Source organism: Thalassolituus sp. UBA3500 (assembly GCF_002377545.1).
GTDB lineage: Bacteria > Pseudomonadota > Gammaproteobacteria > Pseudomonadales > Oceanobacteraceae > Thalassolituus.
On sequence record NZ_DFQB01000044.1, the window covers coordinates 12,914 to 38,298 of the forward strand.

The 25,385-nt window shown below is 53.7% G+C and carries 24 protein-coding genes; 19 read left to right on the forward strand and 5 right to left on the reverse strand.

Annotated features, from left to right (window positions below; genetic code table 11):
* From B2R29_RS10895 to B2R29_RS10910, 4 genes are all read left to right on the forward strand, one after another.
* The coding region (locus tag B2R29_RS10895) for a transglutaminase family protein (RefSeq protein WP_301181096.1) at nucleotides 1-393 on the forward strand (393 nt) is incomplete at its 5' end.
* A 42-nt stretch (nucleotides 394-435) separates the two neighbouring features.
* On the forward strand, nucleotides 436-2,970 hold the full coding sequence (locus B2R29_RS10900; RefSeq protein ID WP_301181097.1) for a circularly permuted type 2 ATP-grasp protein: 2,535 nt from the start codon (nucleotides 436-438) through the stop codon (nucleotides 2,968-2,970).
* A complete protein-coding gene (locus tag B2R29_RS10905; protein WP_068436885.1) occupies nucleotides 2,970-3,848 on the forward strand; it encodes a transglutaminase family protein in 879 nt (292 codons plus the stop codon). The genes B2R29_RS10900 and B2R29_RS10905 overlap by 1 nt, the downstream gene beginning before the upstream one ends.
* 85 nt (nucleotides 3,849-3,933) lie before the next feature.
* The gene (locus B2R29_RS10910; RefSeq protein WP_068436887.1) at nucleotides 3,934-4,173 is read left to right on the forward strand and encodes a hypothetical protein; all 240 of its coding nucleotides are present in this window, start codon (nucleotides 3,934-3,936) and stop codon (nucleotides 4,171-4,173) included.
* Nucleotides 4,174-4,208: 35 nt separating this feature from the next.
* Here B2R29_RS10910 and argH read toward each other — a convergent pair whose 3' ends face one another.
* A complete protein-coding gene (gene argH, locus B2R29_RS10915) occupies nucleotides 4,209-5,606 on the reverse strand; it encodes an argininosuccinate lyase (RefSeq protein ID WP_301181098.1) in 1,398 nt (465 codons plus the stop codon).
* A 154-nt stretch (nucleotides 5,607-5,760) separates the two neighbouring features.
* Between argH and B2R29_RS10920 the strand changes: the two genes are divergently transcribed.
* From B2R29_RS10920 to B2R29_RS10970, 11 genes are all read left to right on the forward strand, one after another.
* Entirely contained in the window at nucleotides 5,761-6,810 is a 1,050-nt protein-coding gene (locus B2R29_RS10920) for a sensor histidine kinase (RefSeq protein ID WP_301181099.1), read from the forward strand.
* Nucleotides 6,807-7,523: a LytR/AlgR family response regulator transcription factor gene (locus B2R29_RS10925; RefSeq protein WP_301181100.1), complete on the forward strand. Its 717-nt coding sequence runs from the start codon at nucleotides 6,807-6,809 to the stop codon at nucleotides 7,521-7,523. The genes B2R29_RS10920 and B2R29_RS10925 overlap by 4 nt, the downstream gene beginning before the upstream one ends.
* Before the next feature lie 76 nt (nucleotides 7,524-7,599).
* A complete protein-coding gene (gene hemC, locus B2R29_RS10930; protein ID WP_301181101.1) occupies nucleotides 7,600-8,541 on the forward strand; it encodes a hydroxymethylbilane synthase in 942 nt (313 codons plus the stop codon).
* Complete coding sequence (locus tag B2R29_RS10935) at nucleotides 8,528-9,304, forward strand: uroporphyrinogen-III synthase (RefSeq protein ID WP_301181102.1); 777 nt, start codon at nucleotides 8,528-8,530, stop codon at nucleotides 9,302-9,304. The genes hemC and B2R29_RS10935 overlap by 14 nt, the downstream gene beginning before the upstream one ends.
* Nucleotides 9,305-9,343: 39 nt before the next feature.
* Nucleotides 9,344-10,450 carry a uroporphyrinogen-III C-methyltransferase gene (locus B2R29_RS10940; protein ID WP_068436899.1) on the forward strand — a complete coding sequence of 369 codons (1,107 nt, stop codon included), beginning with the start codon at nucleotides 9,344-9,346 and terminating at the stop codon, nucleotides 10,448-10,450.
* Nucleotides 10,447-11,622 (forward strand): heme biosynthesis HemY N-terminal domain-containing protein, encoded by a 1,176-nt coding sequence (locus B2R29_RS10945; RefSeq protein ID WP_301181103.1) that lies wholly within the window; start codon nucleotides 10,447-10,449, stop codon nucleotides 11,620-11,622. Before B2R29_RS10940 ends, B2R29_RS10945 begins: the two co-directional genes overlap by 4 nt.
* 84 nt (nucleotides 11,623-11,706) lie before the next feature.
* Nucleotides 11,707-12,153 (forward strand): hypothetical protein, encoded by a 447-nt coding sequence (locus tag B2R29_RS10950; RefSeq protein WP_068436903.1) that lies wholly within the window; start codon nucleotides 11,707-11,709, stop codon nucleotides 12,151-12,153.
* A 139-nt stretch (nucleotides 12,154-12,292) separates the two neighbouring features.
* Nucleotides 12,293-12,844, forward strand: a complete 552-nt coding sequence (locus B2R29_RS10955; protein ID WP_068436905.1) for a flavodoxin — start codon at nucleotides 12,293-12,295, stop codon at nucleotides 12,842-12,844.
* Between the two features lies 1 nt (nucleotide 12,845).
* On the forward strand, nucleotides 12,846-13,286 hold the full coding sequence (locus tag B2R29_RS10960) for a hypothetical protein (protein WP_301181104.1): 441 nt from the start codon (nucleotides 12,846-12,848) through the stop codon (nucleotides 13,284-13,286).
* Between the two features lie 263 nt (nucleotides 13,287-13,549).
* Nucleotides 13,550-15,226 (forward strand): S8 family serine peptidase, encoded by a 1,677-nt coding sequence (locus B2R29_RS10965; protein WP_301181105.1) that lies wholly within the window; start codon nucleotides 13,550-13,552, stop codon nucleotides 15,224-15,226.
* Nucleotides 15,223-15,471, forward strand: a complete 249-nt coding sequence (locus B2R29_RS10970; protein ID WP_301181106.1) for an EAL domain-containing protein — start codon at nucleotides 15,223-15,225, stop codon at nucleotides 15,469-15,471. The genes B2R29_RS10965 and B2R29_RS10970 overlap by 4 nt, the downstream gene beginning before the upstream one ends.
* 59 nt (nucleotides 15,472-15,530) lie before the next feature.
* Here B2R29_RS10970 and B2R29_RS10975 read toward each other — a convergent pair whose 3' ends face one another.
* From B2R29_RS10975 to B2R29_RS10990, 4 genes are all read right to left on the reverse strand, one after another.
* Entirely contained in the window at nucleotides 15,531-16,358 is an 828-nt protein-coding gene (locus B2R29_RS10975; protein ID WP_301181195.1) for a mechanosensitive ion channel family protein, read from the reverse strand.
* Nucleotides 16,359-16,496: 138 nt separating this feature from the next.
* Nucleotides 16,497-17,579 carry a 2Fe-2S iron-sulfur cluster-binding protein gene (locus B2R29_RS10980; RefSeq protein ID WP_301181107.1) on the reverse strand — a complete coding sequence of 361 codons (1,083 nt, stop codon included), beginning with the start codon at nucleotides 17,577-17,579 and terminating at the stop codon, nucleotides 16,497-16,499.
* Nucleotides 17,576-19,051, reverse strand: a complete 1,476-nt coding sequence (ubiD, locus tag B2R29_RS10985; RefSeq protein ID WP_301181108.1) for a 4-hydroxy-3-polyprenylbenzoate decarboxylase — start codon at nucleotides 19,049-19,051, stop codon at nucleotides 17,576-17,578. The genes B2R29_RS10980 and ubiD overlap by 4 nt, the downstream gene beginning before the upstream one ends.
* Nucleotides 19,052-19,355: 304 nt before the next feature.
* Nucleotides 19,356-22,586 (reverse strand): beta-propeller fold lactonase family protein, encoded by a 3,231-nt coding sequence (locus tag B2R29_RS10990; protein WP_301181109.1) that lies wholly within the window; start codon nucleotides 22,584-22,586, stop codon nucleotides 19,356-19,358.
* A 238-nt stretch (nucleotides 22,587-22,824) separates the two neighbouring features.
* On the opposite strand from B2R29_RS10990, the gene B2R29_RS10995 reads away from it, so the two are divergent.
* The 4 genes from B2R29_RS10995 (at nucleotide 22,825) to B2R29_RS11010 (ending at nucleotide 25,329) form a co-directional block, all read left to right on the forward strand.
* Complete coding sequence (locus B2R29_RS10995) at nucleotides 22,825-23,220, forward strand: DUF423 domain-containing protein (RefSeq protein WP_301181110.1); 396 nt, start codon at nucleotides 22,825-22,827, stop codon at nucleotides 23,218-23,220.
* A 5-nt stretch (nucleotides 23,221-23,225) separates the two neighbouring features.
* The gene (trmB, locus tag B2R29_RS11000) at nucleotides 23,226-23,936 is read left to right on the forward strand and encodes a tRNA (guanosine(46)-N7)-methyltransferase TrmB (RefSeq protein WP_301181111.1); all 711 of its coding nucleotides are present in this window, start codon (nucleotides 23,226-23,228) and stop codon (nucleotides 23,934-23,936) included.
* 190 nt (nucleotides 23,937-24,126) lie between these two features.
* Nucleotides 24,127-24,414: a PA4642 family protein gene (locus tag B2R29_RS11005; RefSeq protein ID WP_301181112.1), complete on the forward strand. Its 288-nt coding sequence runs from the start codon at nucleotides 24,127-24,129 to the stop codon at nucleotides 24,412-24,414.
* Between the two features lie 39 nt (nucleotides 24,415-24,453).
* Nucleotides 24,454-25,329 (forward strand): hypothetical protein, encoded by an 876-nt coding sequence (locus B2R29_RS11010; protein ID WP_301181113.1) that lies wholly within the window; start codon nucleotides 24,454-24,456, stop codon nucleotides 25,327-25,329.
* Nucleotides 25,330-25,385 lie beyond the last annotated feature (56 nt).

A 25,385-nucleotide genomic window follows, 5' to 3' on the forward strand; every position in this document is an offset into this window, starting at 1 on the left:
AAGCATGGTGAATTCGTGGCGGGTGTACGTTATAAGGCCTGGGCGCCGCCATCGGCATTGCATCCGACCATTGATGTTCACGTTCCCCTGCATTTCGATCTGATCGATACCTGGAACGGACGCTCGGTGGGTGGAGCGACCTATCATGTGTCTCATCCGGGAGGGCGCAGCTATGACGTATTCCCAGTGAATGCTGCTGAAGCCGAGTCCCGGCGGGGTAATCGATTTACGACCACAGATCATACGCAGGGGCCTTACACGCCTCGTCCTGAGATCGATGCCATACGTGAATTTACTGCGCATACAGATGTCAGGCCGATGAGTGCTCCGGCAGAAGAGTCGTATGATGAATATCCTCTGACGCTGGATCTCAGAACTCAGCCTAAACGCTGAGAATCTGCCATAATTGCGGCCAGATAACCTGAGATAGCCAATATGACTGATGAGTCAGCCATCACGCCGACCGTTGAAGACCTGTATCCACCGCTGCAACGCAGCGGTGATGCTGTCTACGATGCCACCGGTAACATGCTTCCACACTGGAATTATGTCATGGAGAGTCTGGCGGGTATGCCGGGCAGCGTCCTGCATGACCGGCAAGCGAAGGCTCGCCGCCTACTGCGTGATGATGGTGCAACGTACAACATCTACACCGATAACTTTCGCGACAAGCTGAACGACTCCCGTACCTGGGGGCTAGATCTTATTCCTAATGTCATCAGCAGTGATGACTGGGCCGCCATTGAAAGTGGGCTGGTTGAGCGTGCAGAGTTACTGAACCTCTTGTTACGCGATATCTACGGCCCGCGCCAGTTGATCCGGACCGGAGTGATACCGCCAGAAGTTATCTATGCCAATCGTGGTTTTCTGCGCGCCTGCCAGGGGCTGCGTATGCCCGGCGAGCATGATCTGATTATTCACGCCGCCGATATGGCCCGTGGCCCGGACGGCAGTATGATGGTGCTCGCGGACAGAACTCAGAGCCCGAGTGGCGCAGGTTACGCGCTCGAAAATCGCACGGTGATGTCACGCGTTTTACCGAGCTTATTCCGCGACAGTCACGTTCATCGCCTGGCCGGGTACTTCCGCCAGCTGCGCAGCAAAATGCAGAGCCTGTGCCCTCACAGGCCCTCGCCTCGTATCGCGGTGTTGACCCCTGGTCCCCGTAATGAAACCTATTTTGAACACGCCTATCTGGCGAATTACCTCGGGCTTTATCTGGTTCAGAGTGATGACCTGGTGGTTCGCGGTGGATTTCTTTGGATGAAATCGCTCGACGGGCTGAGCCGGGTCGATGTACTCATGCGTCGCGTAGACGACTGGTTCTGTGATCCGGTAGAACTGCGCGGAGATTCCCGTCTGGGGGTGCCCGGCCTACTGCAGGTGGTGCGAGCAGGGAATCTGGTCGTCGCTAACTCACTGGGCTCGGGTATTCTTGAAAGTCCAGCATTGCTGAAATATCTCCCGGACATCGGGCGCGCGCTACTTGGGCGTGAGCCCCGCCTCAACAGCGTGCAGACATGGTGGTGTGGTGATCCTACTGACATGACCTATGTTCTGGATAACCTGACGAAGCTGGTGGTGAAACCTACCTATCGTAAGCCGGGCGAGCTCAGCTTCTTTGGGCCTAAAGCCAGCGCTGAAGAGCTGGCTAATATGGCCGCCCGGATTAAAAGTGATCCCCAGCGCTATGTTGGCCAACCTGTACTGGAGTCCAGCTTCTTACCGACTCTGCAGAATAATGTGTTGGCACCGCGGCCAGCGATACTCCGGGCCTTCACGGTTGCGGGTACCGGGTCATACAGTGTTATGCCGGGCGGTCTTACCCGGGTCGGGCTCAAAGAAGATGCGCTGCTGATCTCTGGTCAGGCGGGTGCGACCAGCAAAGATACCTGGGTCGTAGCTTCCGAGCCCGAGCGCATCGTTACCAATCAGCACGAAGATGTTGCGCCTGCGCGGGAAAGTGAAGCGACCAACCTACCTAGCCGCGTGCTTGAGAACCTGTTCTGGATGGGGCGCTACGCTGAGCGTGCAGAAGCCTGCCTGCGTCTGCTCCGTACTGCGTACTCCATGCTCAATGGCGAAGACCCTCTGTCATCTGATCTACGTCTGACGTTGCTCAAGGCCGTGACTGAGCTGGCGACTATTGCACCGATGAAAACGCCGGAGAGTGATGAAGCCATGATTGAAGCACTGCGTCGTGGAGAAGCGCCGCAGTCGATTGCGAATACCCTCAACAGCATGCTGTTCTGTGCTGATGAAGCCAAAGAGTTGCTGTCGTCTGACACCTATCGGGTGATCAACGATATCCGGGATGCAATCCCTCTACTGGATGGCGATGAGCAGGATGCTTACCTTAGCCCTGATGAAGTACTCGACCCTCTGGTCACAGCATTAATGGCCTTGGCGGGCCTGACGCACGAGAGCATGACCCGCGGTTACGGTTGGCGTTTTATGGAATTGGGCCGTCGAATCGAACGAGCCATGCAGACCGGGCGCCTGACGGGCACCTTGCTTGGTCCTGAGATGATGGAGCCAGAGCAATCCCGCGTTGCTGAAGCACTGCTGCTTACGCTTGAGGGATTGATTACCTACCGTCGCCGCTATGGTGCTCGTCCTGATCTGCGTAGCGGCCTTGATCTGGTTCTGCTGGATACAGATAACCCACGTTCGGTGATGTATCAGCTCGGCAATATATTGCGCCAGTTGCGCAAGCTTCCAAGTCATGCCGGGTATCTGCATGAGCTGCCGCCTGCTGAGAAAGCACTGATCGAATGCAGTACGCGCGTGCGCTTGTTTACGCTCTCTGAATTGTCTGCAAGTACGGAAGGTGAGCGTAAAGTGCTGATTGAAGAGATGCAGACTCTGGATAACGCCCTGATGGACATCAGCGATATGATCGGCGATCGCTACTTCGATCACAGAGAAGACTCACAACAGCTGGTCGATGCTCGTTGGGAGGGGCTGTAATGAAGTATCTGATTAAACATATCACCGCCTATAAATACGCCAGCCGGGTCTCGCACTGTTACAACCTGGCACAGATGATCCCGCGAACGACTCAGCGTCAGACCTGCATCAACAGCAAGATAGAAGTCACCCCGGAACTGGCCATGGAGCAGCGCCGGGAAGATTATTTTGGCAATCAGGTGTTTCAGTTCGAAATTCAGCGGCCCCACAAGGCGCTGACGATCACTGCCACCAGTCAGGTAGAAACCCGCCCGCAGATTGCAGACACCAATCTTGATCTCGGCAGTACCTGTGCAGAAGTTCTGAGCAAAATGCAGCAGTCGAAATCAGAAGATGTACTGCTCGCTCGCGAATATCAGTTGGACTCATCCATGATTGCGGCGGCGCCTGAATTCCGGGACTACGCCGCAGATCTTTTTACTGCCGACCGTTCTCTGTTATCGGCGTGCTTTGCACTGACTGCTCGAATCTACGAAGAGTTCAGCTATTCGCCGCTTGCGACAACCATTGCGACACCTCTGTCCGAAGTTATGCAGAACAAAAAAGGGGTCTGCCAGGATTTTGCTCACCTGCAGATCGCCTGTCTGCGCTCCTTGGGTTTTGCTGCTAAATACGTTTCCGGGTATCTCGAAACACTGCCGCCACCGGGTCAGGAAAAGTTAGTGGGTGCCGATGCAACGCATGCGTGGTTATCGGTATTTTCGCCGGGTGAGGGCTGGGTAGAATTTGATCCGACGAATAACTGCCTTGCCGGAGAGCAACATATCATTACCGCCTGGGGCCGTGACTTTAACGATGTAACACCGCTGAAAGGTGTGATCTTCGGTGGGGGCTCAGCGCCTGAAATGACAGTCTCTGTGGATGTGAGCCGGGTCTGAATAGTCGGCACAGGCTTATTCGACTTTCCTCTAATAGGCAGTGGCTGGTCGTGGTGCCAAGCTGGGCATCTGATGGAGGTATTGTATGACGACGCAGAAACAGGATATGAGTAAACAGGATCTGCCTACGACGAGATTTGAGCGCGTGTTTTTTCGCTACATAGCGTGGTTTCCGATTCTGACTCTACCCATGCTGGTGTGGGAGCTCATGGAAACCGGACAGATGGGCATGGGGCTGATTATTGGTTTAGTACACGCGGTGCTCGTATTCCGCTTTGTGTCGGTCAATAACGTACCGGGCTGGTTCAAAAAAAAGGGTAGCTGATCAGCTACCCTCTTCATTTCAGCTGAGCGCTACGCTTAGCTGCGCGCCGCCAGCTTCTGGCGTGCTCTGCCTGCCGCAGAACGCACCTGATCAGGTGCGGTTCCACCAATATGATCACGAGCCGCGACAGACCCTTCCAGTGTCAGAACATCGAATACATCTTCAGAAATCTCATCCGAAAATTGCTTCAGTTCTTCCAGTGTCATTTCGCTCAGATCTTTTCCTGTTTCCAGACCGTAAGCGACCGCTTTACCGACAATTTCGTGTGCATCACGGAATGGAGTGCCCTTACGAACCACATAGTCTGCAAGGTCAGTGGCGGTTGAGAAACCACGCATCGCCGCTTCACGCATAAACTCTTTTTTAGCCTGCAGGTGCGGCACCATATCAGCGAAGGCGCGCAGTGAGTCACGCAGAGTGTCTGCCGTATCAAACAGTGGCTCTTTGTCTTCCTGATTGTCTTTGTTGTAGGCCAGTGGCTGTGACTTCATCAGGGTCAGCAAGCTGATCATATGACCATACACACGACCGGTTTTTCCGCGCACCAGTTCAGGAACGTCCGGATTTTTCTTCTGCGGCATGATGGATGAGCCGGTGCAGAAGCGGTCAGGCAGATCGACAAACTGGAACTGAGCAGACGCCCACAGCACCAGTTCTTCAGAGAAGCGCGACATGTGCATCATGATCAGAGACGCTGCGCTGGTAAATTCGATGGCGAAGTCACGGTCAGAGACGGAATCGAGACTGTTCTCGGTCGGTGCTTCAAAGCCCAGTAGCTCGGCAGTGTAATGACGATCGATGGGATACGTCGTACCAGCGAGTGCAGCAGCGCCCAGTGGCATCTGGTTTACGCGCTTGCGGCAGTCCTGAAGGCGGGCGTAATCACGCTCAAGCATCTCGTTCCAGGCCAGCAGGTGATGACCAAAAGTCACTGGCTGTGCAGTCTGCAGGTGAGTAAAGCCCGGCATGATGGTATCGGCTTCACGTTCAGCCAGCTCAACCAGACCTTGTTGCAGGCGCGTCAGTTCGGCAGAGATAACGTCGATCTCATCACGCATGTACAGACGGATGTCCGTCGCTACCTGGTCGTTACGGGAGCGGCCAGTGTGTAGCTTCTTGCCCGTAATACCAATCTTGGCCGTCAGGGCAGCTTCAATGTTCATGTGCACGTCTTCAAGCTCGATGGACCACTCGAATTTGCCATTCTCAATGTCGCTCTGAATTTCGTTCAGGCCATTGATGATGTCGTCGCGCTCCTGCTCAGTCAGAACACCTACTTTGCACAGCATGGTTGCATGCGCGATGGAGCCCTGAATGTCCTGGCGGTACATGCGCTGATCAAACTCCACAGAGGCGGTATAGCGGGCGACAAAGGCGTCGGTCGCTTCAGAAAAGCGGCCTCCCCAGGAAGCGTTTGTGGATTGGTCGGTCATCAGGCACCTCTGATCGGACATTCGTTGAATTGAAAGAAGGCGGGATTATAGCCTTTGCGGCTTTGCGTTCATACCGGGGCTTAGGCCCTTTACGACGCGGCCGAATGCGGCGAGACTCTGAGAGTGCATTGGCGGTACTGAAACAGGAATCTATGTGAAGGACAAACAAACTCATTCGCAGGACGAACTGCTCGACGGCTTCTTTCTCCCTGACCTGTGCAATGCCCGGGCAGTACTGATTCTGCTGATCGTCAGCGAGGCTCTGGTACTGGCACTGACATTGATCGAGAGTGGCATTGAGGGCTTTTCGGGGGTGCGCTTCGGGCTGGTTTCACTGTTTGTTCAGTGGGTGGCATTAGTGTCTGTGGCGTTGCTCTGTCAGGCTCGTGGTCAGCTAGCCCGGCTTCCTGTGTGGGCGGCATCAACTGTGGCTCTGCTCATTATCCAGCTGGTGACCTTGTGTATCAGCCTGTTGGGTGAAACCTTCTTACCTGCAATTCAGCCCTCGCTGGATTGGTACTGGGTTGCCCGCAACCAACTGGTCAGCGCAATTTTTTCGGCGATGGCGATGCGCTATTTTTACGTGCAGAGCCAGTGGCGCTTGCAGACTCAGGCTGAACTCCGGGCTCGTCTTGCGGCCTTGCAGGCAAATATCCGTCCGCATTTCTTTTTTAATACCCTCAACACCGTTGCTTCTCTAATCGTCATAGACCCTGAAAAAGCGGAGCAGATGCTGCTTGAGCTGGCTCAGCTTTTCCGCGCGGTTTTACGTGGAACCGAAGAAACGACTTCTTTGGCAGAAGAGATCAAACTTGGGCAGGGGTATCTTGATATTGAACAGACCCGTTTAGGCGACCGGATGCTGGTGGAATGGGAACTTCCTCACGTTCTGCCAGATATACGGGTGCCACAATTAATTTTGCAGCCTTTGCTTGAGAATGCTGTTTATCACGGTATCCAGCCTGTTGTGGCGCAGGGAGACATCAGGGTGTCGCTGGCGCAGATGGATAAAGGTTGGTTGCTGCAGATCAGTAACAGCAAAAGCAGTGAGTCCGTCGAGTCCAGTGGCAACCGCATAGCCCATCAGAATATCCGCGCACGTCTGGAGGCGCTTTTCGGTGAAGGTGCCACACTTAATGTAGAGGATGAGGGACATCGCTACGAAGCACGGATCCTGATACCAGAGAATGGGGATAGAGTATGAGTTACCGCGTTCTGGTGGTCGATGATGAACCACTCGCGCGTCAGCGCCTGAAACGTCTTTTAGAAGAGCATAAAGACTTTGCCTGTATTGCCGAGGCAGGTGATGGGCAGGCGGCGGTCGACTGGTTATCGCAATTCCGGGCAGATCTGGTTCTGCTCGATATTCAGATGCCCGGTCTGGATGGTTTGCAGGCCGCAGAGAAAATCAGGACGCTGCCAAGTGCCCCTGTCATCGTCTTCTGTACCGCCTTTGACGATCACGCTCTGGCGGCTTTCGATGTGGATGCTGCAGATTACCTGCTGAAACCGATCCGCAAAGAAGATCTCACCCGGGCGTTGAGCCGGGCGGCAGAACGTCTGAGTCGGCAGGTGTCCGGTCCGGCTGCGCGTACACACATCAGTGCGCGAACGTCGCAAGGCTTAGTGCTGACCCCGGTAGATGATGTGCTGTTTTTCAGCGCAGACCAGAAATACGTCAGTATGCACCATGCTGACGGAGAGACCCTGATAGACGATTCGCTGAAGCAATTGGAAGAAGAATTTCCGCAACGTTTTATGCGGATTCACCGCAGCTACCTTGTTGCGTCCGACCGGGTTCAGCGACTCGAAAATACCGATGACGGTGTTGTTTTGTGGCTGCGCGGGAGCGATCAGCCGCTGCCTGTCAGTCGGCGGCACGCGCCGGGAGTGAAGAAGCACCTGCGCGGCTGCTGAAGGCGCGCAGCAATCCCACCTCAATCCTGTTATTATCCACGCCTGATAAATGCACAGTTTCAGGTTCGAGGACATCATGCCGACACCATCTTTACTCCGCATTGCGACCCGCAAAAGCCCACTGGCCATGTGGCAGGCTGAACACATTAAGGCCCGCCTGGAAGCGCTGCATCCGGGGTTGGAGGTTGAGTTGGTTACATTTACCACTCAAGGGGACAAGATCCTGGATGTGCCACTGGCGAAAATCGGTGGCAAAGGGCTGTTCGTAAAAGAGCTTGAGAATGCCATGCTCGACGGGCGGGCGGATATCGCTGTGCATTCAATGAAAGACGTGCCGATGGAGTTTCCGGAAGGTCTCGAGCTCGGTGTGATCTGCGATCGCGAAAACCCTCTGGATGCGTTCGTCTCGAATAAATACAAGACTCTGGCCGAGATGCCAGAGGGCTCAATACTCGGTACATCCAGTCTGCGCCGTGGCTGTCAGGCTAAAGAGCGTAGACCTGATCTTGAAGTGAAGAGTCTGCGCGGCAACGTACAGACGCGCCTGGGTAAAATGGATGCTGGCGAGTACGATGCCATCATTCTCGCATCGGCGGGCCTGTTGCGCATGGAAATGGATGAACGTATCGCTGCTTTCATGCCCGCAGAAGAATCACTGCCAGCGGGTGGACAGGGCGCCCTTGGAATTGAGTGGCGCAGTGCTGATAAAGACATTCATGCCCTGCTCGCGCCACTGCACCACGAAGTAACCGCACAATGCGTGCTGGCAGAACGTGCCATGAACCGTCGCCTGCAAGGGGGCTGTCAGGTCCCCATCGCTTGTTACGCCATTATTGATGGTGATGAATTGTGGCTACGTGGTCTTGTGGGTAGCGAGGACGGTCAGCAAATGCTGCGTACCGAATTCCGCGGCTCGCCAGAAGACGCCGAAGCACTGGGTATAAAGGCAGCAGAAGACCTGTTGGCGCAGGGAGCGGGTGATATCCTGCGTGCCGTGTATGGTCATGACGTTCACTGAAGCGTTACCGCCGGTTGTAGTAACGCGACCCGCGGATAAAGCCAGTGAATTAATCAGCTCGGTGGCGGAGCTTGGCTTTGAGGTTCGCCATCATCCCTTGATTGAGATTCGCCGATTTGAAGATGATGACAGCGCCGCTTCACGTGCCTGTCGTCAGAAAATCCTCGATATAGACCATTACGATGCCGTCATCGCGATCAGCCAGAATGCCGCAGAGGCGGGGTTCAGCTGGATGGATGCCTATTGGCCTCAGATGCCTGTCGGGCTGCGCTGGTATGCGGTAGGGCCGACAACCGCAGCAGTGTATCGGGAGTATGGCGTCGATATGGAAATGCCGGTTGACCGATACGACAGTGAAGGGGTACTAGCGCTGCCATCGTTACAGCAGGTCGAGGGTGAGAAAATACTCATCTGGCGGGGCGTCGGCGGTCGGGAAACCCTGGCCTCGGTTCTGCGTGAGCGCGGCGCCCGTGTCGAGTACGCCGAGCTCTATGAACGCCGGCAGATTGAATGGGCAGAAGCCGGCTGGGACAAAACCTTACAGGGTGCTCCAGTATTGCTGCTAAGCAGTGGGCAGGCGCTCGATATTGCGCAACAACAGATACCAGATATTGCGACCCGGGTGAGCACTATCATAGTGCCAAGTGAGCGAGTGGCTACTTACGCCAGACAGCATGGCTGCACTGACGTGGTGGTTGCGGCCAGCGCCCGTAATGAAGATACTTTGCACAGCCTGCGCGCGCGGTTTGCCGCAGGCCGTTAAGATTTCGCCGTTAAGGCCAATTTCAGAAGGAAATTCACCGTGAGCAACGAACAACAGACTAACGCCCCGGCTGATAAGGGACAGAAAGAGAAGCGCAGTTCCAATGTGCTTTCCTGGTTTAACCTGCTCCTGATCATCATCCTGTTTGCTCTGGCGGGTGCGGCCGGCTTTTTCGGCTGGCAGCAGCAACAGGCTGCAACCGCTGAAACTGCGGTACTGACTGATCGCCTGAATACTGCACTGCAGAAAATTGAAGCAAGCAACGCGCGTGAAACAACATTGATGCAGCGCGCAGAAGCCCTGAATACTGCCTCTCAGAACCTTGCCGCTCAGGTGGCTCATAACACAGAGCGCCTGGGTAAGCTGCCGGGTGCAGAGCGTCAGGACTGGCTACTGGCCGAAGCAGAATACCTGCTGCGCCTTGCCAGCCAGCGCCTTGAGCTTGAGCGTGACTGGGAAGGTGCGATCAGCATGCTGACCGCAGCAGACAACGTCATTATTGAAACGCGTAACCCTCGTTTTGATAAAGTCCGTGCTCAGATTGCCCGTGAGCTGATGGCTCTGCGTGCCGTGCCTGCCGTTGATCGTGTGGGCGCTATCTTCCGTCTGCAGGCTCTGCAGGAGCAGGTAACGGCGCTGCCATGGATGCCAGAAAAACTGATCGCAGAACCTGTTGCTGAAGAAGAGCCACTCACTCTGGATGAGCAGACGTGGTACTGGAACCTCTGGTATACAGTCAGAGATAACGTGATTCGTATGGTGCGTATCCGTGAGCGTGACGAACCAATCGCGGCGCCACTAACGCCCGATCAGCAGTATTACCTGCAGCAGAACATGCATCTCATGCTGGAACAGGCTCAGATTGCACTCCTGCGCGAACAGACCGAACTGTATGAGCACAGCCTTCAGCGCGTCTCAGAGTGGTTAGATGCCTATCTGATTATTGAAGATGCACGTACTCGTGCGGCCCGTGCGGCCTTGTCTGAACTGCAGGCGTGGGAAGTGGCTCCTGAGCGTCCGGATATCACTGCGTCACTTCTGATGTTGCAGAAACTGGTTGAAGAGCAGCGCCGCAATGGCACGGTTCAGCCAACAGAAACCAACGTGGACGAGGCTGAAGAGGCCGGTACGGAGGAGGACGCATGAGACTGATCGTTCTTTTCCTGTTGCTGATTGCGGCCGGTGCCATCGGCGTTGGCGCATTCGTATATATCGATGCTGGCTATGTCATGCTTAGCTGGGAAAACTACACCGTAGAAACCAGCCTGTGGATGTTCTTAGTTCTGGGCGCGATTGCACTGCTGGCCGTGTACATTGCGCTGCGTGCGCTTCTGGTCTTGTTTGGCAGTGACCGTCGTTTCAATGAATGGCGTCAGCGTCGTCGTAGCTTGCGTGCCCGTCGCCAGACTACTCGAGGCCTGCTCGCTCTTGCACAGGGTCAGTGGCGCCGTGCCGAACGTAACCTGACAAGCAGTGCTAAAGATTCTGATCAACCTCTGATTAACTATCTGGCGGCTGCCCGTGCTGCTTACGAGCAGGATAAGTCAGAAGCAACGGACGAATGGCTCAAGCAGGCAAGCCTGAGCACCAAAGGCTCAGACCTGGCGGTGGGGATTACTCAGGTACAGCTACTGCAATCGCGTAACCAGAACGAGCAGGCGCTGGCCGTACTGATCAGCCTGCGTGAAAAGCATCCGCGTCACGCATACCTGCTGAAGTTACTGGTAAAAACACTGCAGGATCTGGAGGACTGGGTTGCGTTAAATGAGCTTCTGCCAACCCTGCGCAAAGCGACCAAAATTCCGGATGAAGAGTTACGTAAGCTGGAGCGCAACGTTGCTCTGCAACTGCTCGACCGCGCCCGTCATGCAAATGGTGGTCAGGGCCTGACTGCGACGTTTGATGGTCTCGGCCGCGACGTGCGCTATACCAGCGATGTGATGAAGTCTTACGTTGATCTGCTGCTCGAAACTGAGCAGGAAGAGAAAGCAGAGGAAGCGCTGCGTGAAGGCCTTAAGCACGTATGGCACGACGAGCTGGTAGAAATCTTCGGTCGCCTGAAAGGTAAAGACGCCAGCAAGCAGCTGCTGTTTGCTGAGCAGCAGCTGAAAGAGCGCCCTAATGATCCGCTCCTGTTGCTGACACTCGGTCGTCTGGCGCTGCGTGTGAATGATCTGGAAAAAGCCCGTGAGTATCTGCAGACCGGCCTGAGTATCAAAGGTCTGGCCGAACTGCACGCTGAAATGGGCAAGGTCATGCTGGCTGAAGGCGATGAAACGCTTGCCTGCGAACATTTTCAGCTGGCACTGGGTCACTGATTACCTGGCCACTGCCTGAAGTCAGTCCATAAAATAATAAAAACCGGCGGCCATGAGCCGCCGGACTTGTATCAGGGGGACGTTATGAATGATATGCCACATCGCTCGGCTCTTGCCGACTACCTCACCATACTGACGGGATTGTTTACCATCCTGAGTGGAGCTTACTCACTGTATGCCGGGGGCGATGTCTCTGCAGCGGCGGACACCGAAACCTATTGGGATGGCCCTCTGCGTCACGCTATTGCGATTACGCTCACTGTGATGGGGCTGTACTTCTTTATGGATCTCTCTGTGAAGATCGCAGGTAAGATCGTCAGAACCGGCACCAGCGGCCTGCCCGGTTGGTTGGTTTTCGGCTTGTTCTATTTCGGGGGTATGGCGTTATACGGGGTCTTTCAGATTGTGCTCCAGTCGAATCTGTTTGCCGAACTACAGATCGCCTATTTCATTACTTCGCTGGTGATCTGGTTAGCTTTGACGATTCCGTTAGCCATCATGTCGGCTTTTAAACCAAAGCCCCGCCGTTAAGGCTCTCCATCACTACCTGCTCCACCTTACTACTTCAGTAGTCTTTACTCTTCTGCGGGATCTCTGCGCAGAAGAGTATTGCCTTTCTCTATAATATAACGATAATGATTCGCATTAATAATTTGGGAGCGAATCAGCTATGAGTTCAGCATTGAGTCAGGCATCTGTCGGTATCGTGTTCGGAACAGATACCGGAAACACCGAGGATGTTGCGGAGAAAATATCTGAGCAGCTACAGGAGGCAGGTATTGTTGCCGACCTCATCAACATCACAGATGCCGAGCCGGAGCAATTACAGGGTTATGACCTGGCGATTATGGGCATACCAACGTGGGACTTTGGAGGTATTCAGGTTGACTGGGAAGACGTTGAGGAAATGATTCAGGCCCTGGATATGTCTGGGAAAACGGTTGCCCTCTACGGCCTGGGAGATCAGTTTGGCTACGGTGATTTTTTTGTCGATGCCATGGGCTGGTTACAGGAACATCTGCAAAAAGCCGGTGCGCGCTTTATCGGTTACTGGCCAACGGAAGGATATGAATTCGAAGCTTCGCGCGCAGTAAATGACGACAAGACACTGTTTTGTGGTCTGGCTATCGATGAAGACCAGCAGTTCGAACTGACTGATACCCGCATTGAAAAATGGGTAGCTCAGATCATCAGCGAATACGATGCATTGGCGGCAGCCTGATATGAAATACATATGTGATGGTCATCGCCAGTGGTTAATGGATAACCCATCTGAGCTACAGGCGGGCTGGCTGCGAGCGACATCCATGGGCTGTGAGGCAATGGCCGGACGGCAGTGGCAAAGAGCGACCGTCTGTTTTGGTAATGCGGTTGAAATTGCTGAGCTGGAGTTGTCGAAAAATCCGGACAAAAAAGCCCAACAGCATTATCTGGACGCTGCAGCTCAGATGATGGCAGCCTTTCGCCGTCTGGGCGATCAGCGTAGCTGTCGTTTTCTGTTCAGCAGAGTGCTTGATCAGTTGGGGCAACTGTCGGTCAGAACATTCTGTAATGACAGCCTGGTATTACTCCGTGAGCTTACTTTTGGTGACTTGAGTACGGCAGAGAAATCTCTTTGGCAGAAGCTGTCGTTGAGTCCTGTCCGGCGTAATGCGCTGCATTGAATTGATATCTGTTTGATCGCAGAAAATACAGGGTAAATCGGAAATATTTCTCCAAAATAATTCTAAAGAATGAGAGAAACATCGTTATTTAATCGGGATACAAACCGGTTACATTAAGAGATGCAATTTAACACAATAATTCTTTAGTAATTTAATTGCCCGAATCGATAGTTTTGAAAACCTGAAGGCCAGATTGCAGTGATGTGAAATGATGGCCTGAGTGTTTTTATTATCTGATCGAGGGCCCCGAATTGAAACATCTGATGAAATCCTTACCGCTTGCCTTTCTGGCAGCGGCTGCTTCGGACATTGCTTCAGCGAAGCAGTATGTCGTTGAAATAGACCCTTCTGTAGCTCACTCAAAGCAATTACTCACTGATGTTTTACCGGTAGATGCAATTAAACGAAGCATGCTGAATGGCCAGTACCTGGTTATAGATATACCGGGGAAAGGGCAGCTGCACCGGTCTGCGATGGCGGCGATCCGGTCGCAGAGTTTTGTTAAGCGGGTGGAAGAGGATATCTGGGTAACGACGCAGGCTGTCCCGAACGACGCTCTGTACAGTCGCCAGTGGTATCACTTTGAAGATGCGGGTGGTGTCCGTGCACAGAATGCTCACGATATTACTCGGGGAGAAGGCTCGGTCATCGCGGTCATTGATACCGGTTATGTTCCGCACCCTGACCTTGATACGAACCGCCTGCCGGGTTACGACATGATTTCGAACAGCTCAACAGCCGGTGATGGTAATGGTCGCGATGGCAACGCCATCGATGAGGGTGACTACACCGGTCTATTTTCGGGGTGTGGTAGCTCAGACTCGTCGTGGCACGGAGCCCATGTGGCCGGTATCTCTTCGGCCGTTACCGATAATGGCACTGGGATTGCCGGGATTGCGCCACTATCGAAGTTCGTTCCTGTGAGGGCGCTTGGTCGCTGTGGTGGCACTTTGTCTGATATTGCCGATGGGGTTGTCTGGTCGGCAGGTTTGCCAGTAGCAGGTGCTCCGCTTAATCAGAACCCGGCGGATGTTATTAACCTTAGTCTTGGCGGAACCGGGAGTTGTACGTCGTATATGCAGGCTGCTATTAATCAGGCCGTTGCGGCAGGTTCGACGGTAGTTGTCGCCGCTGGTAACAGCAGCGTTGATGCCCGTGGTGCGACGCCTGCGAACTGTCAGAATGTGATTACCGTTGCTTCGACTGGACGAGATGGGGCTAGAGCAAGTTATTCTAATTTCGGCTCCGTAGTTGATATCGCGGCGCCGGGTGGCGGGAATGGTGGTGGCATACTGTCTACCATTGATCGTGGCCGGCAGGGGCGCGAAGGGGCGACGTACGCCGAGTATCAAGGGACATCAATGGCTACTCCAGTAGTGGCCGGTGTGATTGCTCTGATGCGCTCAGTGAATAAAGACCTGACCCCTGCTGAAGTCGAAGCCGCGTTGTCTGAAAGCGCACGCAGTTTCCCGGGCACATGCGCTGGTTGCGGCGCAGGTATCGTGGATGCTACCGCTGCAGTGCTCGCGGTCGATAACGGTTCACAGCCTGAGCCAGAACCACAGCCTGCCCCCCAGCCTGAACCACAAGTCGTTAATTATGGTGGCGCTACTGACATCGCTATCAACGATGCGCGCCGTTCCTTTTTCTTCACCCGCTCGGGTATCACTCGAGTCTCGCTGAATGATGTCAATCAGGGTTCTGATGTGACAGTCAGTCTTGTAATCCGTCATGCTCGCGCCAGTGATCTGTCCGTTGGGTTGACTGGTACATCTGGACAGCGAGTAGCCCTCCGCGTCGTCGCTCGGGAAGGAGGTGACTACCTCCTTGAAGGGCAGCTGGGCAGCGCACAGGCAGGAGACTACTCACTCACAATTACAGACAGTACAGCTGGGGTAAGTGGCAGCCTGATTTTCTTTGGTGTTGAGCAGACAGAGTGAATCAGAAAGCTTTCAGTAAGGCCGCTATCGTAGAAACCATCGTCAATCTGGCAAGATTACTCGAACTGGATGTGGTTGCCGAAGGTGTTGAAACAGAAGCTGAATTAGCCGCGCTGAATGCGATCAGTGCTATGTCGATTCAAGGGTTCTATTTCAGTCGTGCTTTGCCTGAGTACGAGCTGACGCCTTTGATCGAACACAACCTGAAGAGCCGCAGAGTCGTAAATTTGCCTGCCCGCCTCTAGTGTCGAATACCAAAAAAACCGGCTGAATAGCCGGTTTTTTTGTGTGAGCTGACAATGAATCAGTCGTCTTTTTCCATATGCACGGAGACCTGAGGGAATGGAATCTCAATGCCTTCTTCATCGAAGCGCAGTTTCACTTTTTCCATCATGTCCCAGTACAGGCCCCAGTAGTCTGCTGAGTTTACCCAGGGGCGGCAGATCAGGTTGACTGATGAATCGGCCAGTTCGTGTACTTTGACGACGGGCGCAGGATCTTTCAAAACCCGTTCGTCTGCGTTCACCATTTCTTCGAGAATATTTTTTGCCTTTAACAGATCCGAGCCGTAACCAATACCGAACACCATATCGACACGACGGGTTGGTTGCTCAGAAAAGTTTGTCATGGTGCCAGAGAACACATTGCCATTCGGGATGGTAATCACTTTGTTGTCCGGGGTTTTCAGGCGGGTATGCAGTATGGTGATCTGCTCAACGGTACCCATATTTCCGTCCAGCTCGCAGAAGTCTCCAACTTTGAAAGGGCGGAATAAAATGAGCATTACGCCGGCGGCAAAGTGTGACAGAGAGTCCTTCAATGCCAGACCAACAGCCAGACCAGCTGCACCAAGCAGTGCGACAAGGGAGGTGGTATCAACGCCTAATTGCGATAGCGAGAAGACGATGACAAGAAGGAGCAGAACACTGCCGATAATGTTCGACAGGAAGTTCACCAGCATAGGTTCAAGGCTGGCCTTTTCCATGACCTTGCGGGTACCGTTCGTGACCGCGCGTGCGATCATGCGACCAACAAAGAACACGACAATCGCAAGTACAATCTGAGTTCCCCAAGGGAGAATGTAATCAGCCCACAGCAGCTGTGGGTCGAGGTTCAGCTTATCCCAATTGATGTTCACAAATTAATCCTTACTCCAGAGGAGGTATGTAGTATGAAATATTCGACAAGGCAGATCATTACGCCAAAATCAGTCTGGCGCAAGCAAGCGCCTCCATTATGGCGCTGAATTCAGACAGATTTATTTCGTTGCTCAGTGATTAACTGAGAAATCTGCACGATTGGCGTAAGCAAATACGTCGGAATGCATATTGGACTCTTTCAGGCCTAAAGGTTCCAATTGATCGAGGGTACCGAACACCATGTTGGGGGATCCGCAGGCAAACATGTCGACATTCGACAGATCATCGAAGTCTTCGTGGATTACTTCATATATCCACCCAGCGCGGCCATTCCAGTCATCAGCGTGCTGCTGAATAATGGGGTGGTAATGGAAGTTAGCAAAATCGTTCTGCCAGGTCTGTGGCAAATCTGGCAGATAGAAGCCGACGGCCGCACGGTTAGACCAGTAGAGGTGAATCTCACGCTCAGGGTCTATCGACAGTGTGGCTTCGATCAGGGCTTTAATTTGTGAAAATCCTGAGCCAGCGGCGACCATCAGCAGAGGCTGACCTTTGCGCTGGTCGAGAAAATGCGGATTGATGTAGCAATCGCCAGCGGGAATAGTGACACGAGCGATCACGGCCTGCTGTAGAAAGTTTACCACCTCACGTGCCTTGTCACTGTTGGCGGCAATGTGCAGCTCGATTTCTCGTGGGTCTTTCCCTGTGAGTGCGCCAGGCGCAGAGGCGATTGAATAAGGAATCTGTTCTTCACTATTGCCTTCGCCCATATGCAACATCAGGTACTGGCCTGCCCAGTAATCCGGAGCTTTACCTGCGGGCGCCAATAAGCTGACCTGATAAACATCGTCCGTCATTAACTCGACCGACTGCACCTGGCAAGCAAGTGTAGCGGGCTGTTTATGGTCGGGAGCGAATACATCGGTCATAACAATCTCAACGTCAGATTTGGGGAATGCTACGCAGCATAATACCTGATTATCCTGCTCAAGTATTGAGGTGCCCAGTTCATTACGAAAGACTAGTTCACCGGACAGGCGTTCGCCTTGGCAGACCTGGCAAATACCGTTCTCGCAACTTACCGGCAGAATAACGCGCTGCTCCAGCGCCGCTTCGGCGATGGTCTGATCCGAACGGCAGCGAATGGTGACACCGTTCGGTTGGAACGTTATGCGATGCGTCTTCACGGTCAGGTTTTTAACGGTATCCGTCAAAGACCAATATCCTTGCCGATTTTTCTCACCAGCTGGTCGACACTGTTTTTCACCTCGTCATCCATCACAATCGGCTCGCCCCATTCACGGTCGGTTTCGCCCGGCATTTTATTGGTGGCATCCATCCCCATTTTCGAGCCAAGACCCGACACGGGTGAGGCGAAGTCGAGGTAATCAATCGGCGTGTTTTCGATCAGTGTCGTGTCGCGCGCCGGGTCCATACGGGTAGTGATGGCCCAGATCACGTCTTCCCAGTTGCGGGTATCAACGTCGTCGTCGACCACAATCACAAACTTGGTGTACATAAACTGGCGCAGGAACGACCAGACGCCCATCATCACGCGCTTAGCGTGGCCCGGGTACTGCTTTTTCATGCTGACCACCGCCATGCGATAGGAGCAGCCTTCGGGTGGGAGGTAGAAGTCGACGATTTCCGGGAATTGCTTCTGCAGAATCGGTACAAACACTTCGTTCAGCGCCACGCCAAGAATCGCCGGTTCATCCGGTGGACGTCCGGTGTAGGTGCTGTGGTAAATCGGTTTTTTGCGATGCGTGATACGCTCGACGGTAAACACAGGGAAGCTGTCGACTTCGTTGTAGTAGCCGGTGTGGTCTCCGAATGGACCCTCGGGAGCCATGTCATCCGGATGAATCACCCCTTCGAGCACAATCTCTGCAGACGCTGGAACCATCAGTTCATTGCCCATACTTTTTACCAGCTCTGTTCGAGAGTCACGCAACAGGCCAGCAAAGGCGTACTCACTCAGGGTGTCCGGTACTGGGGTGACAGCGCCGAGAATCGTTGCCGGGTCAGCACCCAGTGCAACGGTCACCGGGAATGGCTTACCGGGGTGTTCCTGCTGCCACTCGCGGAAATCCAGCGCGCCGCCACGATGACTCAGCCAGCGCATAATCACACGGTTTTTACCGATCACTTGTTGGCGATAAATACCTAAATTGTGGCGTTCTTTGTGTGGGCCTTTGGTGATCACTAACGGCCAGGTAATCAGCGGGCCTGCATCTCCGGGCCAGCAATGCTGTACCGGGATCTTTGACAGATCGACGTCATCGCCTTCGATAACAACTTCCTGGCAAGCGGCCTTTTTCACTTCTTTGGGTCCCATGGCCAGCACTTTTTTGAAAATCGGCAGCTTCGACCATGCGTCTTTCAGGCCTTTCGGTGGCTCAGGCTCTTTTAAGAACGCGAGCAGCTTGCCCACTTCGCGCAGCGCTTCGACGGAGTCCTCGCCCATCCCCATGGCGACGCGTTCGGGCGTGCCAAACAGGTTGGCCAGTACGGGCATGTCGTAGCCTTTCGGGTTCTCAAACAGTAGCGCCGGGCCTTTGGCGCGCAGTACGCGGTCAGCCAGTTCGGTCATTTCGAGGTGTGGATCGACGGGTTCTTTGATGCGAACCAGTTCACCGCGTTTTTCCAGTTTCTTGATGAAGTCGCGTAGGTCTGCGTATTTCACGAGAAGCTCTCACTGTTTGAATCAGGGGGAGCATTCTAACAGCTTCGTTTGAGGGAAGTAGAGGTGCGGTTATTCAGGATCAGGAGCGAGTGCAAGTGATTGGGATAGAGCTCGGTAAGACGCGGTGAATACATCCCTGTACGCTCGGATGCGCTATCTGACCGCCAAGGATGGCGGAAATGCCGAGGGCTGTATGGAACAGCCCCGGCCTTGGCGCATACGCTTACCTCGCTCCTACCGCAATCATCTTATGTAGGCCCAATCATCTTTATATCCGCTCCCTCTCTTTAGGGGGGGGGCGGGATTAATTAAAGAAATCAAACGCCCAGAAGTTATCGAAGTGCGGGAAGATGCCGCTTTCTTTCTGTGATTCCTCACGCCAGAAGGCGCCCTCAGCGCGCTCAACCTGAACGGGCTCAGCATCCGGATCAGGTGCCTGAACGGAGGTTGGCTTACGTCCGGAGGTGTCTGCATCTGCGATGTTGTAGATGCCGTCTTCGTCACGGTCGAAGGCCAGACGTTCGCCAGTGCCCGGAGCGGCACAGGTGAATGTGATGCTGTTGCCCGGTATCAATGAGGTCCAGCGCAGGCGATTGAAGCTGCTTGCGTCGCCGTGCATATCAACGAATGATCCGGTATTTGCACCGGTATCGACAAAGCGCCATGCGCGCTCTTCACCACCGATAACGCCGTTGGCGATCAGGTCACATTTCTGTTTACGCACGCTGCTGTCAAAGGTGTGCGCCAGTGCCTGAGCCATCATGGTCGATACCAGGGCGGCATCCGACTGTGAGGTCAGGTTGAAGGTCGCCTGCTGGCCGACAATCGGCGCGAGACCGGTCGGGATCTGTGTCACATACTCCATGACTTCAGGAATATCTGGTGTATCGACGTGGAATACGTTCAATGACAGGAAGTTCTCCAGTGTATCAATCGCGCCATCATGGGAAAGGCCGAAACCGGTGACTTGAGGGCCCATTTCTGTTGCGGTTGAAGTGCGCTTCCGCAGTTTCAATCCATACATACCGATCCGGGTGTATACGTTGCGAAGGTGCGCTACTTTCATATCCTGGGACACTTCTGTACCTTCGAAGCTCATCAGAGTCGACGTACCGAAGCGCTCGATTTCCGGATCGACCTCGTGGCAGTCGTTACAGGTAATCATCGCGACGTTGCCGGTGTTTTCCGCTTCAAAACCAGTGGTCTTTTCGTTGAAGTAGATGTTGGCGCCAAATTCCGCGTCTGGTGTCAGTGTGTCGTCGAGATTGCGATTCGGGTTCGGCGGGTAGCGCATCTGCATAACGAAGTCGGCGAACTTGTTCATTTCGTCTTCGGTAGGCTCCTCGGCACGCCCAAGTAGCTCAGTGAACGCACCACGGAATTCTTTAAATGCCGCGTGCTCAAGGGATTCACCCGCCACCTGATAGGTGCCGGTTTTGTCGCCACGCCAGTGCAACGGCCCCTGGAAGTCCATACCGCGGAACGATTGAGTGAGCATAGGGCCTTTCAGTGGGTGGTGGACCGGCAGTGCGTTCATCTCCATAAAGAAATTCACGTAACCGCGAGGGTTTTCCGTGGTCACGCCATCCGGGTTACCCAGTTCCCACGCCAGGCCGTCCATATCGCCGAACAGATGGCAGGAGCCACACGAAGAATCGCCACGGCCAGAGCTGAAGCGGGCGTCATACAGGAACGGACGCCCCTCTGTAATGTAGTCCGGTTCTGGGTTGTACATGGCCACACTCTGGGTTTCGCGGCCTTCGTTCAGGTCAATGACGGCGACAGAATTATTAAAGCGGGTCAGCACATACATGCGGTCACGGGATTCGTCGAGCGCGATGCCCGCAGGGCCGCCACCAGAGACTTCGATATGATTGTCTTCGGACGGAGTAAATGTGCCGTTCTCCAGCTCGCGGGTATTGAAGATACCGATCTTGGACGAGCTGTAGGCTGCGACATAGAGGGTTTCACCAGCACTGTCGACCGCCATCTCCAGTGGCATCGCCAGCGAGCGCGCGTTTTCAGACGGCGAGCCATCCGGGTTGCTGTCACGTAGGTGAGAGTTCAGCTCACGCGGAGTGACATCGCCATTTTTGATGACGGTGATCTGGTTCTTAATGAAGCGACCGCGCAGAGTCTGTTTATCGCTACGATGGCCATGGCCTTCGTATTGCAGTTCGTTGCGGGCATCCATGTTTGAAACATACACAGCGCCGTTCACTGGGTTAACAGCCATGTTAAACAGAGCATTACCTACGCCAGTGTATTCGCCTACGGCTTTCGGATCGGCCGCGGTGGCGTCGATTTTAAAGACATCATAGTCGGGCAGGTCAAAGTACACCTGGTGATCCCAGCGGGTACCGTAGACGTCACGCCAGTGCTCGCCGTCGTATTTCACAATTACACCGGTGTTTGGCGCAACAATGCCATCGGCATCTGTGTTCGGGCCCGGTTTACCATTGATGGTGCTGGTCGGTCCCCAAACCCGGTAGTTGTGCGCCGCAGTGGTAGTCTGGTTGCCCGATTTATAAATGGAGGCGTAGACGGTTTCGCCATCTGGCGTCACGGCAAGGCCGCGCGGTGCCATGCCAAACAAGGTGATGACTTTTTCCATCTCGGCATCGGGGGCATCGAATACCCAGACATCGGCACGGTCTGTGCCCGGCGTCATGGCATCAAGGTCCGACGGCGAGTGCTGACCGCGATGCGCGGTCGTCACAAAAGCGCGGACATTGTTGCGGCCAGCAAAGACAATGTCCTGCGGTTCATCACCGACATGCAGCGTTTTCTTCACGTAGGGCAGGTCAGTATTCAGTTTAACGATACTGACGTTATCCGAGAGGTGATTGACCACCCAGGCCTCGTTATCGTTGCGCAGAGCGATGGCAACAGGCTCAACCCCGACGGGAACGCTGTGCATCAGCGCAGGGGTTTCCCCGCTGACATCAAAAATTTCGAGTTTGCCATCCGGCGTGTTCAGCGCGTACAGGCGGGTGTTGTCTGAATTCAGCGCCAGTGGGCGAACTTGGCCTGACTCGAAGTTGGTGTACGAGCCCTGAACCTTAATATCGATGGTGCCGTTGGTGTCGCCGTCAAGGTTGTCGCTGACGTTAAATACAATACGGTCATAGCCGGTATATTCGGCATTCGGTATATAACGCACGTTAGGCGGTGTGCCTTCGACCCGTCCATGGAGAGGCCCTTCGGCGATGCTCCAGCTGAGGTTGTTATCGGGCTCGCCTTCGGGGGTGACATGCTTCGCGCGAAAGTCGATAGCAATACCCTGATTGCGGAACGTCGTGATGCTGTAGGACTTTGCCTGCGGTATCAGGAACGGTCGGATATGAGCGCGCTCGCCAATGAAGTCAGATACAAACTGCATTTTAAGCACTTGTTCCAGGCTGCCCTGCCAGGCATCGCCATTCTTGGTTGCATAGCCTTCCACGCTGGCGAAAGCGCAGGTGGCCGATACAATTAACCCCGCTCCACAGGAGGCCTTAAGCGCCAGCCTGCGTGCTGTTGTTGTTATAGTCATGTGGTTCACCAGGTGAGTCTTTTTATTGTTATTGCAGCGTTTATTTACCGCATTGAATGGAAAGATAGAGGTTCGATCAAAACGTGAACAGAGTTGAGATAATACTGGCCTCCAGAGGCACATGATGTCTGGCCATATAAGAACGAAGCACCTCGAAATTTCAGCTTTCCTTTGCGTCGCAGGTTGTGACCTGAGCGCGTCAGTGCTCTATAATCAGCACTTTTTTCGGGGATAGACGATGCAAGCCAGAACCTGCCTGAACATAGCTGCAGTAGCCGGCTTTACCGGGGTTGCTTTCGGTGCATTCGGTGCTCATGGGCTCAAAGGGGTCATTGAACCCGAACTTATGGCCGCTTATCAGACAGGTGTTTTGTATCATCTGATGCATGCGGTCGCACTGCTAGCGATGTCGGCCTGGTTGTTTGTGCGCCCTGCGTCCTGGATTCGCCGCAGTGCGATCATGATGTTGTTAGGATTGATTCTGTTCAGCGGCAGCCTTTACGCCATGGCCATCACAGGGCAGCGCTTTCTCGGGGTCATTACCCCATTTGGTGGCGTTAGCTGGCTTATCGCCTGGGCGTTTCTGATTCTGGCTGCGTTCCGGCTGCCTCCTCCCCATTCTGACAGTGAGTAATAAGAGTGTCTGATTCCAACCAGGTTGGCGATGCCGACAAGCCGCAATACCGACGTGGCATTAAGAGTTTTGTTATCCGTGCTGGCCGCCTGACCAAAGGCCAGCAGGGAGGGCTGGACCGACAGTGGCCAGTGATGGGGCTGGAGCTTGAGCAGGGTGAAATCGACCCTCCTTCCGTATTCGGGCGTGACGGACATGTTGTGTTCGAGATTGGCTACGGTATGGGGCAGTCCCTCGTGGAAATGGCTGCCGCAGCGCCTGAGAAAGACTTCATCGGTGTTGAAGTGCACTTGCCCGGCGTAGGTTCCCTGTTGAACCTCGCAGAAGAAGCCGGTGTCACAAATCTGCGCACGTACAAAGACGATGCGATTGAAGTGTTGAAGCTGATACCGGATAACAGCATTGATACAGTGCAGTTGTTCTTCCCTGATCCATGGCATAAGAAAAAGCATCATAAGCGCCGTATCGTACAGCCAGAGTTTGCGCAGACGCTGCGTCGTATCCTGAAGCCGGGTGGCGTATTCCATATGGCGACCGACTGGGAAAACTACGCTGAGCATATGATGGAAGTCATGGAAGCGCAGGAAGGTTACGAAAACGTGGCCGGTAAAAATGAATATGTTCCGCGCCCGGAGCACCGCCCGTACACCAAGTTTGAAAAACGCGGTGAAAATAAAGGGCACGGAGTCTGGGATTTGATGTTCCGGAAGGTTTGAGATTACGTGCAGATAGTCTGATGGGGTTCTCTGGCTCGCCGTGAACCCATCCATGGGGGCTCCGCTGTGCCAACTGACCACCATGGATGGTGGGAATGCCTTAAACTGTCGGGAGCAGTTTTGGCCATGGCACAGAGGGCCAGCGAAACCCATCAGACTATCAACATCAAATGTATTTAGGAGAGTGAAAATGCAGAAAAAAGATAAAGAAAAAGTATTTGGCGGTGAATGGTCTGAGGCGCAACTGCGTGAATTTCTGGTTGCAGAAAGCTATGACGGTTCAGATGCCGATTACATCGCAGTGATCCGTGCGTATCGTCATATGGTGCCGCAGACGTTTGCAGAGTTTATTAAACTGTTTGCAGCGGAAGGTCATAACCTGGAAGCAAAAAATGCCGAAGGTGTTTCTTTGCTTGAGACCATCGACTCTCACGCTCAGGGCAAAGAGTACGCAGAAATTATTCGTGCTGCAGCCTGATCTTCGGTTGTAAAAAGTATCGATTAAGCCGGAGGGCTTATGAATAAAATAAAAATATTACCACTTTCATTTATCACTCTGGCCATGGTGGGCTGCGGAGGTGGTGGCTCCGGCTCAAGTGGCTCAGATGAAGATAACTTCCCGACAGGTCTGACGTATTTCACCCTGGATGATTATCGCTCTACTGCAGAGCTGTTGCAGCTAAGAGGCGACAACGAAATTACAGGTACTTGGGTTGGAGTACGTAATAATACCTACACCGATGCTAATACCAGTGGCCCTGATTTCAAACGTTATGAGAGCCGCCTTGAATTTCTCGTTATTCGTGAGAGCGCCGAGGCTGAAAGCGGTTTCGAGTTTGCCTCATGTAATGCGGGGGGCTTCGTTGAAATACGAAGTGTAACCTCTACAGCCGTAGCTACAGTGGGGGCTGGAACGTACAATCGCTCGGCGAATAACGTACTGACATTAGAAGTTGAAGGTGCAGTAGCGCCCGGTGTCAGCTTATTTTCCTCCAGTGAGTTTATCCGCTTAAAAGAAAGTACTGGGCGGGTTGGTTCAATGGGTTGGAATTGGGGGCCTGGCCTGATTGTCACCGACGAAGATGTTTTCTGTGCCGGTTTGCATAATCTCGAAGATTCAGAAACCAAGTTGTCTGTCTCGACCACAAACGAAGAAGACGGCGATTCGATTCTTGACCTGAGTACAGAGACATATTCTTTTACTGAACGGGATATTTATTTCTTTGATGCAGTAAATAGTCTTTCACATGAGTCTGCTGATTCTTCTGACGATATTGGTATTACGATTACCGATCAGGACATTTACGGTTACGAAGCCTCGTTTAATATTCAACGCAGTGATTCGAACGACGATACGGTCGTAGGTAACGTTTCAATTGATGTGAATTTTTAAAAATGTTCTTCCCCAAAAAAACCGCCCGAATGGGCGGTTTTTTTGTTCTTCTCTTT

What these genes read in the sequence shown, in the direction of transcription:
- B2R29_RS10900 (WP_301181097.1), top strand. Translation starts at nt 436, where the DNA reads ATGACTGATGAGTCAGCCATCACGCCGACCGTTGAAGACCTGTATCCA.
- B2R29_RS10905 (WP_068436885.1), top strand. Translation starts at nt 2,970, where the DNA reads ATGAAGTATCTGATTAAACATATCACCGCCTATAAATACGCCAGCCGG.
- B2R29_RS10910 (WP_068436887.1), top strand. Translation starts at nt 3,934, where the DNA reads ATGACGACGCAGAAACAGGATATGAGTAAACAGGATCTGCCTACGACG.
- argH (WP_301181098.1), bottom strand. Translation starts at nt 5,606, where the DNA reads ATGACCGACCAATCCACAAACGCTTCCTGGGGAGGCCGCTTTTCTGAA.
- B2R29_RS10925 (WP_301181100.1), top strand. Translation starts at nt 6,807, where the DNA reads ATGAGTTACCGCGTTCTGGTGGTCGATGATGAACCACTCGCGCGTCAG.
- hemC (WP_301181101.1), top strand. Translation starts at nt 7,600, where the DNA reads ATGCCGACACCATCTTTACTCCGCATTGCGACCCGCAAAAGCCCACTG.
- B2R29_RS10935 (WP_301181102.1), top strand. Translation starts at nt 8,528, where the DNA reads ATGACGTTCACTGAAGCGTTACCGCCGGTTGTAGTAACGCGACCCGCG.
- B2R29_RS10945 (WP_301181103.1), top strand. Translation starts at nt 10,447, where the DNA reads ATGAGACTGATCGTTCTTTTCCTGTTGCTGATTGCGGCCGGTGCCATC.
- B2R29_RS10950 (WP_068436903.1), top strand. Translation starts at nt 11,707, where the DNA reads ATGAATGATATGCCACATCGCTCGGCTCTTGCCGACTACCTCACCATA.
- B2R29_RS10955 (WP_068436905.1), top strand. Translation starts at nt 12,293, where the DNA reads ATGAGTTCAGCATTGAGTCAGGCATCTGTCGGTATCGTGTTCGGAACA.
- B2R29_RS10960 (WP_301181104.1), top strand. Translation starts at nt 12,846, where the DNA reads ATGAAATACATATGTGATGGTCATCGCCAGTGGTTAATGGATAACCCA.
- B2R29_RS10965 (WP_301181105.1), top strand. Translation starts at nt 13,550, where the DNA reads ATGAAATCCTTACCGCTTGCCTTTCTGGCAGCGGCTGCTTCGGACATT.
- B2R29_RS10990 (WP_301181109.1), bottom strand. Translation starts at nt 22,586, where the DNA reads ATGACTATAACAACAACAGCACGCAGGCTGGCGCTTAAGGCCTCCTGT.
- B2R29_RS10995 (WP_301181110.1), top strand. Translation starts at nt 22,825, where the DNA reads ATGCAAGCCAGAACCTGCCTGAACATAGCTGCAGTAGCCGGCTTTACC.
- B2R29_RS11005 (WP_301181112.1), top strand. Translation starts at nt 24,127, where the DNA reads ATGCAGAAAAAAGATAAAGAAAAAGTATTTGGCGGTGAATGGTCTGAG.
- B2R29_RS11010 (WP_301181113.1), top strand. Translation starts at nt 24,454, where the DNA reads ATGAATAAAATAAAAATATTACCACTTTCATTTATCACTCTGGCCATG.